The 15,152-nt window shown below is 37.2% G+C and carries 13 protein-coding genes; 1 reads left to right on the forward strand and 12 read right to left on the reverse strand.

Going from position 1 to position 15,152, the window contains the following annotated elements:
* Nucleotides 1-214: 214 nt before the first annotated feature.
* From IGJ76_RS07020 to IGJ76_RS07040, 5 genes are all read right to left on the reverse strand, one after another.
* Entirely contained in the window at nt 215-1,429 is a 1,215-nt protein-coding gene (locus IGJ76_RS07020; RefSeq protein ID WP_430596514.1) for a multidrug effflux MFS transporter, read from the reverse strand.
* Between the two features lie 230 nt (nt 1,430-1,659).
* Entirely contained in the window at nt 1,660-2,646 is a 987-nt protein-coding gene (locus tag IGJ76_RS07025; RefSeq protein ID WP_430596515.1) for a LacI family DNA-binding transcriptional regulator, read from the reverse strand.
* A gap of 11 nt (nt 2,647-2,657) precedes the next feature.
* Nucleotides 2,658-4,952 carry a glycoside hydrolase family 3 N-terminal domain-containing protein gene (locus IGJ76_RS07030; RefSeq protein WP_067482142.1) on the reverse strand — a complete coding sequence of 765 codons (2,295 nt, stop codon included), beginning with the start codon at nt 4,950-4,952 and terminating at the stop codon, nt 2,658-2,660.
* The gene (locus IGJ76_RS07035) at nt 4,945-6,276 is read right to left on the reverse strand and encodes a PTS sugar transporter subunit IIC (protein ID WP_071868405.1); all 1,332 of its coding nucleotides are present in this window, start codon (nt 6,274-6,276) and stop codon (nt 4,945-4,947) included. Before IGJ76_RS07035 ends, IGJ76_RS07030 begins: the two co-directional genes overlap by 8 nt.
* A gap of 181 nt (nt 6,277-6,457) precedes the next feature.
* Entirely contained in the window at nt 6,458-6,991 is a 534-nt protein-coding gene (locus tag IGJ76_RS07040) for a TetR/AcrR family transcriptional regulator (RefSeq protein WP_430596516.1), read from the reverse strand.
* A gap of 104 nt (nt 6,992-7,095) precedes the next feature.
* Here IGJ76_RS07040 and IGJ76_RS07045 point away from each other — a divergent pair, with 104 nt between their 5' ends.
* Entirely contained in the window at nt 7,096-8,007 is a 912-nt protein-coding gene (locus IGJ76_RS07045) for an NAD-dependent epimerase/dehydratase family protein (protein WP_067482146.1), read from the forward strand.
* A gap of 195 nt (nt 8,008-8,202) precedes the next feature.
* On the opposite strand, the gene IGJ76_RS07050 is transcribed toward IGJ76_RS07045, so the two are convergent.
* The 7 genes from IGJ76_RS07050 to IGJ76_RS07080 all read right to left on the reverse strand — a co-directional run bounded on the left by IGJ76_RS07050 (nt 8,203) and on the right by IGJ76_RS07080 (nt 15,126).
* Nucleotides 8,203-8,517 (reverse strand): DUF1048 domain-containing protein, encoded by a 315-nt coding sequence (locus IGJ76_RS07050; RefSeq protein ID WP_342351826.1) that lies wholly within the window; start codon nt 8,515-8,517, stop codon nt 8,203-8,205.
* Nucleotides 8,518-8,547: 30 nt separating this feature from the next.
* On the reverse strand, nt 8,548-8,880 hold the full coding sequence (locus tag IGJ76_RS07055) for a PadR family transcriptional regulator (protein ID WP_095803660.1): 333 nt from the start codon (nt 8,878-8,880) through the stop codon (nt 8,548-8,550).
* Nucleotides 8,881-9,062: 182 nt separating this feature from the next.
* Nucleotides 9,063-10,532, reverse strand: a complete 1,470-nt coding sequence (gene abc-f / locus IGJ76_RS07060; protein ID WP_067482150.1) for a ribosomal protection-like ABC-F family protein — start codon at nt 10,530-10,532, stop codon at nt 9,063-9,065.
* 243 nt (nt 10,533-10,775) lie between these two features.
* Nucleotides 10,776-11,597 (reverse strand): maltodextrose utilization protein MalA, encoded by an 822-nt coding sequence (locus tag IGJ76_RS07065; protein ID WP_086270918.1) that lies wholly within the window; start codon nt 11,595-11,597, stop codon nt 10,776-10,778.
* A 12-nt stretch (nt 11,598-11,609) separates the two neighbouring features.
* The gene (locus IGJ76_RS07070; protein WP_071868410.1) at nt 11,610-12,461 is read right to left on the reverse strand and encodes a sugar ABC transporter permease; all 852 of its coding nucleotides are present in this window, start codon (nt 12,459-12,461) and stop codon (nt 11,610-11,612) included.
* A 3-nt stretch (nt 12,462-12,464) separates the two neighbouring features.
* Entirely contained in the window at nt 12,465-13,769 is a 1,305-nt protein-coding gene (locus IGJ76_RS07075) for a carbohydrate ABC transporter permease (RefSeq protein WP_067482155.1), read from the reverse strand.
* Between the two features lie 97 nt (nt 13,770-13,866).
* A complete protein-coding gene (locus IGJ76_RS07080; RefSeq protein ID WP_270492620.1) occupies nt 13,867-15,126 on the reverse strand; it encodes an extracellular solute-binding protein in 1,260 nt (419 codons plus the stop codon).
* Nucleotides 15,127-15,152 lie beyond the last annotated feature (26 nt).

Raw genomic sequence — 15,152 nt, forward strand, 5'->3', positions numbered from 1 at the left:
AGCTTCATTTTTATCAACTTAGACAAGAAGATTGCTGATTTTCTGGCAAAAACAGGTAAAAAATATTCTATCCTCTTTTTAGACGTTTTCAGATACCAGAAAGCGTCTTTTTTACACAAAAAAGGCCAGAACGCTGTCCAGCCTCTCCTCTTTTCAACATTCAATTACGTACTGAAACGAAAGCCAGCCTTTTGTTTCAGCCACTTTTACTTAACTAATTTTTTAACAGTGATTTCTTTTTTTCTTTCGAAAAGATATCTCTTCCTAACATTCTATATAAAATAACCGCACATGCTTCAGAAATAAAAATCAATACAGCTAAAGGTAAATACGTATTGCTTCCCATGATTCCTACTAGCGGCGTGAAGACCATCCCGATTGCATACATTCCTAATCCAAGTACGGAAGAAGCAATCCCAGCATGTTTGCCTTGCCTTTCCATCGCCATTGTTGTTACCACTGCATTTACTAACCCCAATGTCGATACGACTAACAACAACCCAAGCAGAGCTAACCACAAGTGATTTGTATGGATGCCACTAATAATCACCAAAATGCTACCTAAAAAACCAAGACCTACTCCCCAACCTAGCTGACGGAAGCTACTCATTCTCTTCGATAACACACCAGCAAGTTCTGCTGCAACTACAATTCCGATTCCATTGATTCCATAAATCAAGCTAAACATTTTATCCGACAAACCAAAAACATTTTGTAACATAAAGGACGAACCAGAAATGTAACAAAACATCGCTGCATAAACGAAACCTTGAATCAGCACGAACATCATAAATGGCCGATCGCTGAATACTGCTTGCCAACCTGCTCTTTGATCAACTTTTTCAGTTGTCAATTGGACTTCATGCGTTTCCTTAAACCCGATTAGAATACCTAAAAATAATAACAAACCAATTACTGCAAGAAAAATAAAAATAACTCGCCAAGAAAAATAGCTCAAGAAAAAACTACCCAGTAAAGGAGAAACAATTGGAAAAATACCATTGATTGCCATCAACATTGCAATGAATCGAGTCAATTGAGTTCCAGAAAATAAATCTTTTGCAATTGCTCGCGTCAGAACAACGCCAGTTGAGCTAGCAATTCCTTGAATCAAACGTAAGCCTAAAAATAACCAAATATTTGTGACAGATACTGATAATAAACAGGCAATGACAGAAATACCAATGCCCCATAGAAGTGGTTTCTTCCGCCCAATACGGTCACTGATTGCGCCAATAAACAATGGACCAAATGCGAGTCCTGCTAAACACATGGTCAAGCTTAACTGAACCATTGATGTCGGGATGCCAAAGTCCGTTTCTAGCACTGGTAAAGCTGGTAAATAAGTATCAAGTAGTAAGGGGCCATAGGCGCTTAGTGTGCCAAGCAACATAGATAGCCACCATATTTTCTTTTTATTTTCAATCATTTTCCTTTCACCTCAAAAAAGAAAATAGCATGGAAAAACGGAAATATCAATAAAAAATCCAGTAAATTTTCACTTTTTTCAAAAAAATGAGAACAATACTCATTTAAGTCGTTTTTCACCGCAAACAAAAAACGCCGAGACCTCATTTGATCTCGCACGTCTTTCATCATTCCTATGAAATCAACTACTAGTTCTTCCCGATTCCTTTTATCAAATAAACTTTTCCACTATTATTCAGTAGTCATCCCTAAAATCTGGTTATTCAGAATAATTGTTTGTTTTTCAGATGGCAAGTTTTCCGGTATTCCTTTGATTCGTTCAAGGATAATCGTTGCTGCCGTTTCACCAATTTTTTCGGTTGGCGGATTAATCGTGACCCGCGGTAAAATACTTTGCTCCCCTTCAGATAAATAGTCATAATGACCAAAGGCAATGTCTTTTTTTACAGAAATTCCTTGTTCATTAAAACATTCTAAGGATCCAAGAGACATATTGTAGTTGCTGACAAAGATAGCTGTTGCATTTGCCATTAATAATTCTTTTGTTCCTTGGTAGCCACTCCTTCTGGTGTAATCCCCTTCGTAAATTTCAAGTGCTACTTCGGGGTGATTCTCGACTGCATCTTTTGCGCCTAACAGTCGTTCTTTTGCTGTGTAATCTGTTTGCGGAGCAGTGATATAACCGATTTTTTGATGGCCTTTAGCAATGTAATCAGAAATCACATTTGAGACACTTTCACGATCATCCAATAAAATGACATCTGCATTGTTCAATGGATCTGGATAATTCAAAGAGACAATTGGGACGTTGACTTGTGCTAATTTTTCCATGTCAATCCACTCTTCACTTGATAAAAAGACAATCAATCCATCCACGGAGTGTTTCAACAAATAATCAATTTTCTCATCCATTTGCTTTTCACTTTTCGAAAAACCACTAAGTAGTATGCTATAACCATTTGCTTCAGCAACTTTTTCAATTCCTGACACAACTTCTGAGCCGAATCGACTAGAAATACTGTTCATCAGTAAGCCAATGGAAAAACTTCGATTATTTTTAAGCCCCTTGGCAATAATATTTTCTTTATAGTCTAAAACTTTGATCGCTGAAGTAATTTTTTCAACATTTGATTGTCTTAATTTTTGACCATTCAAGTACCGTGATACTGTTCCTACTGAAACACCAGCAAGTTGAGCAACGTCTCTAATTGATGCCATTTCTCCCACTCCTACCAATCACAATTGATTTCTGCCTCCTGATCACCAACCATGATTTTTGCTTTTTTGGCGAAATGCCAGCAATTGTCTGCACCTACATATTGAAAATCCTCTGGAGACAACTCAAACGTCACCGTTTTTTCTTCCTGCGCTTTTAATTCATGTTTGCTAAAAGCTTTCAGCAATTTTTTACGCTGAATAACAGATCCTCCAAGGAGTTTGACAAATACAAGCGAACTAACTTTGCCAGCAATCGTTCCTTTATTTTTAACTTTAACGGATACCGTTAGTTTGTCAACATTTGTTTTGCATTGAAGTGCTGAATAAGCAAACGTGGTATAGCTTAACCCTTCCCCAAAATCATGCAGTGGACTGCCACTTAAATCATAATAATTCTCTTGTTTTGAGGCATCTCTCTGATAATAATAAACAGGTAATTGCTGACTATTTCTAGGATAAGTAACACTTAAACGACCACTTGGATTTGATTGTCCGAGTAATGTCTTCGCGATTGCTTTTCCTCCTTCTTGGCCTGGAAACCAGCCAATCAAAACAGCATCAGACACTGCTTCGACCAATGACAAGTCAGATGGACGACCTTGGATTACTACTGAAACGAGTGGTTTTTCAAGTTTTGACAGTTCAGTTAAGAGGAATTCTTGCTTTCCTCCTAAAGATAACGAGGCGACATCAACATTTTCTCCAGAGTCCATATTTACCCCTTTTGATGAGACCGCGCCATTTTGTAAAAATTCCATATCGAAATTTCGCGCACTTGAGCCACCTAAAACAGTAATGATTAGATCTGCCTCTCCTGCTACTTGAAGTGCTTCTTCGATTTTTGCTTCTTGTGATACTTCATTTCGAATTTCGCAACCCTCGGCATACGTAACAGTCGCTGAAGAAAATAGCTGCTTGATTTCCCGATAAACCGTTTTTTCTAATTGGATTTCTGTTTGTGGAGCTGAATAATCACCCAACAAATGATACAAGTTATCTGCATTCGGTCCGATAACAGCAACTTTTTTCCCGCTTGGATTTAGCGGAAGCACACCATTGTTTTTAGTAAGAACTAAGCTTTCCTCTGCCAACTGTTGATTTAATTTTCTTGATTCTGTCAATAACTCTTCCCATTGATCTTTCGGGTCTTTGATAAAAGGATCTTCAAATAATCCCAATAAAAATTTAATTGCTAGAATGCGTCGGACAGACCGATCAAGCATGGTTTCGTCAATCACATCTTCCAACACACCTTCTTCAATCCGAGTATAAGTTTCATCCCACAAACTTAAATCAATCCCAGCAGTTAATGCATGGCTAGCTGCTTCTGTTTGGCTTTCATATACATCATTCAGACGATCCAGAGCAATCCCATCTGCCATGACCAATCCTTGGAACCCCATTTTTGCTCGCAGGTTTTGTTCAAACAATTCATGGTTCACATGACAAGGGACACCATCAATATCATTGTATGCAGCCATTACTCCGACAGCATTACGTGTACTTTTTAATAACGGTGTATAAACATCTGCAAATTCTCGTCTGCCAATTGGAACAGTTCCAGAATTATGACCACCAAGAGCCTCCCCTTGTGCAATGCAATGCTTCAAGACCACACCAATTTGTTCTTTAGACCGATTAATATCTGCCACTCGTTGATCCAAGAAAGCTATTTCATCAGAAATCAGAGAACCTTGAAAACCTTGAACAATTGCTTCGCTCATTCGTGCACTGAGAATCGGATCTTCCCCAAAGCATTCTTCTGACCTTCCCCAGCGCGGATCTTTTAATAAATCCAAGGTTGAAACTAATGCTAAGTGCACACCTTTTGCTGCTAGTTCTTTCGCCATTAAGCGACTTGTCTGCTCAACTAGTTCTAGGTTAAAACTACTACCTCGACCAACATTCGTAGGATAAGAAATGCTTTCCAGTCCTTGATGCCCATGAGGACACTCTTCAACGATTAAAGCGGGAATTCCCCAACGAGAATGGCTAATCACGTACTCTTGCACTTGGTTTGCTACCTTCCAACTATCCTTTGCAGCAATTCCATTTTTATCATCAACTTTTGACCAAGGATCTGCACGAAACAACCCGTAAAGTGCGCCTAAGCCACCACCCCACTGAACATGATTCTTAAATTTTTCTGTTAATTCAACAGCTTCTTGTTCCTTTTTATAACACTCCCAGCCATAGAGATGCTGATTGACTTGCCCAACTTTTTCGCTAAGACTTAAGCGTGCCAATAAGTCTTCTACACGTTGGCGAATCGTTAGTTCTGGATTTTGATATGGATACTTAGCCAAGTTCCCCCGCTCCTTCTTGTCGTGCTTTATTTGCAGCTAATACAAACGGTACAAATAAAAAGACGTCTAAAATAATTAATAACACAGTCAAAATAGCTGCTTTTACATCGCCCCCAGTTGCAATAAATGATTGGATTACTGGCGGTGTAATCCATGGTGCTGCAGCAACTGTTTTTTCAATCAAACCAACACTTGTTGCAACATAAGCAATAACTAAATTGATTGATGGAATAAGCGCACAGGGAATCATATAAATTGGATTCATTACGACTGGTAGCCCAAACATCACAGGTTCAGTAATATTGAACAAGCAAGTTGTCAAACCAAACTTGGCGATTTGTCGCTGTTCTTGTCGTTTTGAAACCCACAAAATCGCAATCACTAATGGTAAGATACAGCCTCCTCCACCAATTAATCCAAATGCATTCGTAAAAGGTTCGGTAATAATATTAGGAATTTCTTTTCCAGCAGAAAAAGCATCCATATTTTCTTGAATCGATTGTAATAATGGTGCTTGACGAATTGGTGCCAAAATACTTGAACCATGCATACCAAAAACCCAAAGAAAATCAGAGAAGAATTGTAAAAATAAAATACCAGGAACAGATAAGACGAAAGCTTTTAAAGGTGTTTGAATGGCTAATTCAATCAAACTTGGAAAATCAAGACCAGTAAACTTATCCAGTAGAAAAACAAAAATAGCAAATAAAAGAATAACTGCTGTTTCAGGAACTAAAGAATTGAATGAAGTAGCAACTGCCGGTGGAACACCATCAGGCATTTTGATTTTTAACTTCTTGATTTTTGCTAGCTTCATAAATAACTCTGTCCCAACAATGGAAGCAATCATCGCCGTTGCTAGACCGGAAGAAGAAGTCAGACTTTGTAAAAATACGCCAGTTGCTTCAGCTGTACTACCGTCCACCAAAGTAACACTGCTTTTCAACGGCATCAGAATAAACATAACAGCAACGCTTAACACACCTGCATGCACTGCACTAAAAGCCGGATCATTCATCTCACCTGATCGAATGTAATGATTTGCTAAATTCCAGCCGATGTTATAACACACAACAATTGCTAAAATACTCATCGTACCATTATTGACGATGGAAGCCAGGTTTGCTAGAAAACTCAAGTCAATCCATTGTTGAACAAAGGCATTAGAAAAAATCAATGCATTTAACAAGACCATGACAGACGCCGCCATTACTAGTGGCATCGTAATGATAAAACTATCTCGAATTGCAAGTAAGTGACGCTGGTTGTTCATCTTAGAAACGATTGGTAATAACTTTTCAGATAACTTGTCTACAAAACTCATTAGTAAATCTCCCCCATTTAAATAAGTTGAACCGGTTCAACTTCACTATAGCATGACTTTTATTTTTTGCAACAGTTTTTTTGGAGGCGGATTCATTTTTTTGTAAAATAGCTAGTTAACTAAAAAAATACCCAACCAAAAAATTGGATGGGTATTTTAGATTTTGTTTTTTAAGAAATAACTACTCATGAAATTCCTTAATTAAATCTGTCATTGCTGAAATACTTTCTTTCTGTCCCGTTTCGATCCAACTCAACCACACTTCAAAGATGCCAGCTGACATGAATTTGATCCAGTAGTAACGTTTACTTCCTTCCCAATCTTCCCCAGTGGTCGTTTCATCGTAAAAGCGGGCCATTTGTTGACTAAAGAGTTGAAAGATAATCTCTTTGTAACCTCCTTCAATAGCCGCTTGGAAATCTGGTGTCAGTTCTTGAAAAAATTCAGACAAATCATCAATTTTCTGTTCATGACTAACTTTGTTGATTGTTTTATCAAAAATAGCTTGAAATTTGGGTTCATAATATTCGGTCAACACTTGTGTTAGATCAGTAAAATGCCGATAAAATGCCATTCTACTCACACCTGATCTCTTAGCTACTTCAGAAACTGTCAGTTTTGATAATTGTGTTGTTTTTAATAATTCGAGTGTAGCTAATGTGAGCCATTTTTTGGTATCCTCTTTGATACTTTTTGAATAATTCGTCACTGCCATAACAGATTCCTCCTTCTGTTACAAATGCCGATCAATTGCTTGATTAAGCACTTTTTATCTTCTAAAATAGCATCCATAACAAGTGTAACACTAGGAGGTAAAAAATGAAAGTATTAGTCACAGGCGCAAATGGATTTGTCGCAACTCATATCATAAAATTATTGCAAGAAAAAAATTACGAAGTTAATGGAACTGTTCGGAATTTGGATCGAGCTCCTGTTATTTTTGAAGGTGTTTCTTACTTTGCTGCAGATTTAACAAGTGCTTCTGGTTGGAAAGATTCGATGGTTGGTGTTGATGCAATTCTCCATGTTGCTAGCCCTCTTGGACATGAAAATTCCAACGATCCAAAACTGATTGATGAGGCTGTTCAAGGTGTTCAACATGTTTTTGATGCTGCACATCAAGCTGGAATCAAACGGATTATCATGACTTCCAGTCAAGCAGCAACTACTCCTTTAGCAAGCACGACAGGCGTGATTGATGAAACGTATTGGTCTGATCAGCACAATCCAGAACTCAATGCTTATCGGTTATCAAAACTTGCTGCAGAAAAAAAGGCTTGGGAATTAGCCCAAAAGTATGATTTAGCTTTGACAACAATTTTACCAGGCGCTATTTTTGGTAAGGCTTTAACCAGTAACCGCTCATCAAATGGTGTCTTAGATGGTATCAAACGTTCTCGTTTAGTACCAAAAATTACGCTTGAAGTGACAGATGTTAACGACCTAGCTAATTTACATCTTTTAGCTTTAGAAAATAATGACACGATTGGCGAACGAATTTTAGCAAAAAATACAGACCTCTCTTTCGCACAAATCAGTCGAATTTATGGAAATCAACCAATTATCGTCCCTGATTTTGCTTTAAAATTTGCAGCCAAATTTGTTGGCGAATTGCGCTCATTAGTCCCCATGTTGAAACGTAAATATACTCATAGTAATCAAAAAGCGATCAAGTTGGGGTGGCAACCACGAGATGGACGTCAAACGGTACTCGAAGCAATCGAAAATTAAGTTAAAGAACGAGTCTGGGGCAAAATTAAAAATCCAGTCATTCATCGTACATTCTTCACTTCAAAGAACGCCTAAAATTAACGTTTACAAAACGAATTTTAGGCGTTTTTTTATTTAGATTACTTTTGTCCCAATCCTATTTTAAATGTGATTCTCTGAACCGAATCAAGTACTTGTCGGAAAAAATAGCTAGGCTTATCTCAGCTTTTTGTTGATTTCACGGTTCAAATTTTCGCGCCAATCTTCCGTATACGTTTTTGTACTTTTCAACAGTTCATCGCAAAAAGAAGCCACATCTGTTCCCGTCACTTCAAGAACTTTTTTCCCGTCAGCTATACCTTCTTCAAACAGATCAATCAAATCATATTGCACTGCCATCATGTCATAACCACTACCAGTTGCAAATTTCCACATATGGCTTTGGATTTTTTTGAAAACAAATTGGTAATCATTTGGCAACGCATCGACTCGTGCCATTTGTGCTTTATATTCTTTTTTACTTGTAATGATTTTTTTACATTCAAGTAATCATCAAAAAACTTATTCATTTACTGTTTCCTCCTTTAATTGAGTCATCTTTTCTGATAAAAATGCCCACTTTTCCCAAAAAATTGCCAGTTCAGCTCGCCCAGCATCATTGAGGGTAAAAAATTTTCTTGGTGGTCCTATATCAGAGGGCTTCTTTTTCGTATCCACCAGTTTATTTTTTTCAAGACGTAACAAAATCGTGTACACTGTGCCATCCACCACATCAGTAAACCCAAGAGCATTTAGCTTTTTTGTTATCTCATAGCCATACGTCTCTTGCTGACTAATGATTTCCAAGACGCAACCCTCAAGTACGCCTTTGAGCATTTCTGTTAAATTTTCCATATCCTTCTCCTTAAATTTCCCACTTTCAGTAATAAGTATTACTAAGTACCGCTATGTAGTATTACTTATTACTTAAGTTGTCAAACTTTTGTGTGTATTTCTAAAAAAGATACCCAAAAAAAGAAGCTACGACCGATAAGGCCGCAGCTTCACTCTTTCTTGTGAGAAAATAGTCATAAAACTTATTTTTTCAAAATCAACTTTTGATTTTCAATTTGATAAACTACCTCTGCCACTTCATGAACAAATAACGTATCATGAGAAGTAAAAATAACAGTTCCCGGATATTGTTTGATTAATGCTTCTAAAGCTTGCATCGTATTTACATCAATAAAGTTCGTTGGCTCATCTAAGATTAGCGTATTTGCTGGTTTGGTAAAAAGTAAGGCAATCGCCAAACGTGTGGCTTCACCACCACTCAACTCACGAATAGGTTTAGTGATTTCTATTTGTTTAAACCCTAAATTATTTAGCAAGGCTCGCACAAAAGGTTCTGGATTTTCCGTTTGTTTCAATAAATAAGCTAATAAGGGTTCCTCACTTGTTAATTGATAGTCCATTTGCTGATAAACAGAAAAAATAACATTTGAAGAGACAGTTATGCCTCGTTTTTGGTCAAGAATATAACGCAACAACGTCGATTTTCCAGAACCGTTAGCACCTGTAATTGCAATTTTTTCTCCTAACCCAAATTGAAAAGTAGCTTCTTCTATTAGCTTTTTTCCAGCAACTTCCAGCGCCACCCGATCTCCCATGATTGGAAATTTATTATGGATTTCCAGTGTTTTTGGCACAGGAAAAATAATTTTTTGATTTTTCACATCAACAGTTTGTTCTACTAATTGGTCTAAACGACTGGTCATTGCTTTTGCTGTTTTTTGTAAAGATTTTTGGACCGTATCTTTTTGTTTTGATGAAGCTAGCCGATCTGGACGTTGACTTTTTTGTTTCTGTTTTTTCGTTGATTGTGTTAGTTTTTCTGCCTGTGCTTGTTTTTTCTTGATAGCATTTTCTAAACGCTTCTTCTCTTTTTGAAAATGATCTGCTAAACGCTCTTTTTCGATGCACTCTGCTTCTTTTTGTTTCACATACTCTGTATAATTTCCGTGAAATTCTCTCACGCGTCCCTCTTCAATTTCCCAAATTTTGGTCGCGATTTGGTTTATGAAGAATCGGTCATGACTGACTACAATTAATGTACCGTAATAATAACTTAGTTCTTTAATCAATGTTTCAATACTCTGGCTATCCAAATGAGTGGTTGGCTCGTCCAGTAATAAGCCCATTTGATAATCTGATAGCTGATTGGCTAAACGAAATTTCGCTTGTTCTCCCCCACTAAGAGTCTCCATTCCCATTGTTGGAACAGCAAATCGACTTAACAGTTCGCCATCTAGTTGGTTACTAACGTGGACCTTTGTTAGCTCTTCGCTTTGGGCATAGTAATTAAATTCAATTTCTCTTTGAACTTTTCCACGATCAGGCTCGACTTTACCAGCAATCATTTTTAGTAATGTTGATTTTCCACTTCCGTTTTTTCCAATAATTGCAATTCGTTCATTTTGATAAATCGTTAATTCATCAATAGATAAAATGTTTTTGGCGCCAAAATTTTTTTCAATATTTATTAATTTAACAGCTAAAGTTTCCATTTTTTCCGCTCCTTTTATGAGGGAAAAGTGTACAAAAAAGAGGTAGCCATAAGCCACCTCTTTGATTTCAATCAAAATTATCGAAGGAAAAAGGATACACTCATCCCCTGAAATCACATGTGCTTAGGACTTTTTTATTAACTAAATGTCATTAAAAGTTCAATGCGCAATTTCATGGAAGCAGTCATCTTTGTTCTCCTTTACTTTTTCTTTTCTAAACTATAACAAAAATACCGATGTCCTTCAAGCCTCGGCTACTTGCCGTTCATCCTTGAAGCCTGTTTTCGCGAAAATCCATAATAGTAACAAAACAGCTACCGTTGACTGGATACCTAACATTAAAATCAGATCAAAATGTACAAAACCAACTACCGCAGCAAGAATCGATCCTACACCCAAAACATTCAGCATTAGATTCGCACTTTCCTTAAACGTTTGGATAGAAGAAAAACGACTCTTTCTTGTCATCCATAAAAAGAGAGATGCGCCAAACAAAATCATGATAGTCATAACGAGTAAGATAAACCCCAAACTTAGACTATAGGACAAAATAATCACTGGACGATTGCTGAGATAAAATTGTTCTTCTAGAAATTGTTCAAATTCTTGTGGTGTTTGACTCATTGCTGGTGTAAAAGACGGCCCATAGTTCATCGTATAGCTTCTAGTTTGTCCATTTTCTTGTTGCTGAATGTGCCACTGTGTTTTTTCAAAATTAATAAACGTACCCTTTTGTTGAACACTCTTTGGTAAATCCACGCCCACTATCAGCTCTTGGTTTTCAAAAATGATAGCTTCTTTCCCCTTTAATTCGCCGTTGACAACTCGTAAGTGAGAAAATTGCTCCACACCTGCTTGATCTATCATCTGATTGACCGCTAAAAATTGCTGACTCGGTATTGCTGTAACCTGATTTGCGTAATAAAGAGTGATTGGGATCGTCATAAAAGAGACTAAAAAGACTAATATTAAGAACAATTTTGGCCATGAAAGTTCCTTTCGTCCAGCAAACAAACGTTTTGGTCCAGCTAGACTGGCGAAATAATTAAATGGGAAAGTTTGCATTTCTGATACCTCCTATCCTTTGGTTCCGCCTGAAGTCAGCCCTGTAACAAAGTTCTTTTGTAAGAAGAAGAATAACAAACAAATTGGTAAAGCAATTAAGATTGCTCCCGCTGCAAATAACGATACTCTTTGATTCGTCACATCAGAGATAAATGTTTGCAACCCAACTGCTACGGTTTGGTTCTCAGGTGTGCGTAATAAAAATTTCGATAGCATGAAATCGCCAAATGGTCCCATGAATGCCCACAATGCTTGAACGGCAATCATTGGCTTAACTAATGGCAAAACAATTTGAGCGAAAATTCGAAAATGACCTGCGCCATCTAACTTCGCTGATTCATCAAGGTCGATCGGCACAGTATCAAAATAGCCTTTCATCAACCAAGTATTCATCGGGATGCCACCACCAATATAAATCATTGTTAGGAACCAATACTTGTCTAGCGCATCAAGCAAGAATGCCATAACATAAAAGGCAGTCAAAGCCGCCATTGTTGGCACCATCTGAATAACTAAGAAAAACATCAAACTTGATTTGCGACCAATAAAGCGATAACGACTATATGTGTAACCTGCTAATGTTACAACCGTTACTTGTATCACCATTGTTAATACAGAAATAATCAAGGTATTTTTATACCAAGTGCCATACAATGTTTCATTAAACAAACGTGAAAAATTATTTAATGTCCATTCACCGGATAAGTCTAAGCTAAATGCAGCAATGTTCCCTGGCTTAAATGCTGTACTAGCAGTAATCAATAGTGGATATAAAATAATGATTGAGAGAAATATCAAGAAGGCATACGTAAAAAAATGTGACACACTTCGTTGAAATCTCGCACTAGAATTTATTTTTTTCATCTGCTAATCCCCCATGTTGAACGCATTTGTTTTCTTAAAGACAAGCAAGGAAACACAAATTACTACAGCAGAAATAATCAATGTGATTGCCGAAGCCATTGAATACTGTGGTGATGTCCCTGTTGTCAGTTTATAGATCCAAGAAATCAAAATATCAGTTGAGCCTGCGCCACCACCGACACTACCTGGCCCTCCATTATTAAATAGGTAGATCATCGAGAAATTGTTGAAGTTCCCTGTGTATTGCGTAATGAATGTTGGCGCCGCCACTAAGAAAATTGCAGGTAACGTTATATTTGAGAAACGTTTCCAAGCATTCGCCCCGTCAATTTTTGCAGCTTCATACAAATCTTCAGAGATTGACTGCAAGATTCCAGTGACCATGACATAGATATATGGGAAACCTAACCAACCTTGAACAAGAATAATTGCCACTTTTGTCCAATTCGGATCTGTTTTCCAAGAAATTGCGCCAATATCAACCAAAGGTAAGTTGTTCAAAAATGGGATAACTTGTGTGTTAATCGCTCCAACACTGTCATTAAAAATGTTAGAGAAGCTCATAATTGTAATAAAAGCAGGAACAGCCCAAGGTAATAAGAAAATAATACCAAATACACGTTTAAATTTAATAAACTTTTGGTGAGCAACTACGGCAGTCAACACGCCTAAGCTAATTTGCAAAGTTGTTGCACACAAAGTCCAGATGATTGTCCAACTGAAAACAGATAAAAAAGTATTTCGATAGGAACTTAAAAAGAAGATACTAAAGAAGTTTTTGAATCCCACCCAATCAATCAAACTTGCAGGCGGAATGTGGTTGAAATCGTAGTTTGTAAATGCTGTAAATAAGGTAACCAACACTGGAAAAATAATGGTAAAAATCATTAAAAGATAGGCTGGTAAAGTTAGTAAGTAAGGAAATCCTTCATCCCCAATAGTCTGCAACGTTTCTTTCATTGTTACATTGATTTTTTGGCCATTTTTTCGCATAGTTGCGACACGTCGTGCATCATAAAGATTTAAACCATAAAAGAGAAAGAAAATAATCGTGATGATTAATTGTAATGTTCCTTCAATCAAAATAAACAATGAATGATCTTCTATAGGGATACTTCCCAGTGTTACTAATCCAACTAATGATTGAAAACCACCAAGGATCATTTGAATCACAAAAATAAGAAAGATACTGAAAAAGGCAATTCCTTTCGCTTTTTGTCCATTTGCTAGCTGACCGAAGCCAGGTATTAGCGAAAAAAGTGTCACTTTATTGACTTGAACTTCATTTTTCGTTCCAGACTGTTTCATCTAAAACGCCCCCTAATCATTTGATTCTAACTAGTTAAAGGGGAAGTGACCTAAGCCACCGCTCCCCTTCTTCCTTTATGTCTAGCTTTGTGAAACTTTAATATTTTTGCTCAATTGCCTCAGTAATTGTTTTGACTGCGCTGTTAGCAGATTCTTTTGGTGTTTTAGCACCAGAAGCTGCATCAAACATTAAGTTTTCTGCCCCTGTCCAAACTTCAGCCATTTCCGGAATGTTTGGCATTGCTTGTGCTGTTTCATACTGTTCGATTACCGCAGTTGTCAATTCATCATTTTTAGCTTTAGCTGTTTCACGTGCGCTTTGATTTGCAGGAATTTCATTGACCATTTCGAAGAATGTTTCTTGGTTTTCTTGGTTAGTCACATAATCAAGCCACTTTTGAGCCACATCTTTATTTTTTGCGTAGTTGCTAACAACCCAACCTTTACCTCCACCAAATGGTTGGTAAGATTCACCGTTATTTAATGTTGGAATTTTTGCTACGCCGTAGTTAACTTTACTTTCTTTATATGATTGTGCTTGCCATGGTCCATCAATAATCGCTGCTGCTTTGTTTGAAGTAAACTGTTGTGTCACAAAGTCGCCAGCACTAGTCACATCTTGCATTCCTTTTGGCCAAACATTTTGGAACCAGTCAGTTGCATAAGTGATTCCTTCAACTGCACCAGCATTGTTTAAACCAATATCTGAAGCATCCGTTCCATCTTCACCAAAAACATAACCGCCATAACCTGCAAGTAGTCCGTATGAATAATAAAAATCAGTCCATTTTGCTAGGAAGCCAGTGTTTTTACCTGCTTCTGAATCAAATGCAAATCGTTCGTCTTTCGCAAGATCTTCGACTTCTTTGAATGTTGTTGGCGCTGCATCGATCAAGTCTTTGTTATAATACAAAACCAGTGTTTCAATTACAGCAGGTTCTCCGTAAATTTTGCCATCATAAGTTACTTGTGCTTTATCCGTTTCATCGTAATCTGCTTCATTTCCTAATTTTACTTCTGCTAAGTGACCTTGTTGTCCCAAAGCACCGATTCGGTCATAAGCAGCCATCATCACATCTGGCCCTTTTCCTGCAGGACCATCAAGAGCTAACGCTTCTAATTGGTCAAACATGTCTTTTTCAACTAATTTTATTTTGACATCATTCTCTTTTTCAAACTTACCTTTAATCTCGTTCATGTAATCGGTATAACCTGAATCAACAGAAATCGTTAGTGTTTTCTCATCATCTGCTGCTTTACTGTTTGATTTTCCACCATTACCACAAGCAGCAAGTCCACCAATCACACCGACTGAAAGCAAACCTAAACCTAATGTCTTCATCATTTTACTTTTCATTTTTTATTTCCCCCTGTAGTTTATTT

It is taken from the genome of Enterococcus sp. DIV0175, assembly GCF_050529075.1.
GTDB lineage: Bacteria > Bacillota > Bacilli > Lactobacillales > Enterococcaceae > Enterococcus_B > Enterococcus_B thailandicus.